The organism is Azospirillum griseum, assembly GCF_003966125.1.
Classification (GTDB): Bacteria; Pseudomonadota; Alphaproteobacteria; order Azospirillales; family Azospirillaceae; genus Azospirillum; species Azospirillum griseum.
The window spans coordinates 1-439 of the sequence record NZ_RXMA01000140.1 but is presented as its reverse complement, the minus strand read 5'-3'; the positions used below and the strand labels follow the sequence as shown (position 1 = coordinate 439).

The 439-nt window shown below is 56.7% G+C and carries 1 protein-coding gene; it reads right to left on the bottom strand.

Going from position 1 to position 439, the window contains the following annotated elements; genetic code table 11:
* Nucleotides 1-439: FG-GAP repeat domain-containing protein (locus tag EJ903_RS26525; protein WP_148105333.1), on the bottom strand; the 439-nt coding region annotated here is incomplete at both ends.

The following is a 439-nucleotide window of genomic DNA, read 5'->3' as shown; positions in this document are numbered from 1 at the left end:
TCGGCTTTACCATCACCATTGACATCGGCATATTGCGCCTTGCCAGCGACGAAAGCGCCACCATGGGCAACAGCCACGTGAGCGGACGCAAAACCACTGCCGGTGCTTTCTGACAACCAGAACCGATTGTCGTTCCCCTGGAAGATGAGGTCGGCTTTGCCATCGCCGGTTATGTCGGCATATTGCGCTTGGCCGACCTGGAAACTGCCGTCATGGTCAGTCACAAGATGCGGCGACGCAAAGCCGTTGCCTGTGCTTTCCGACAGGTAGAAATTGTTGTCGTTGTCCTGAAAGAGAAGATCGGCTTTGCCGTCACCATTGACGTCGGCGTATTGCGCTTGACCGACCTGGAAGGTGCCGCCTTCAGCGACCACCATGTGGGGCGCGACAAAACCGCTGCCTGTACTTTCTGACAGCCAGAATCGGTTATCTCCCCCCT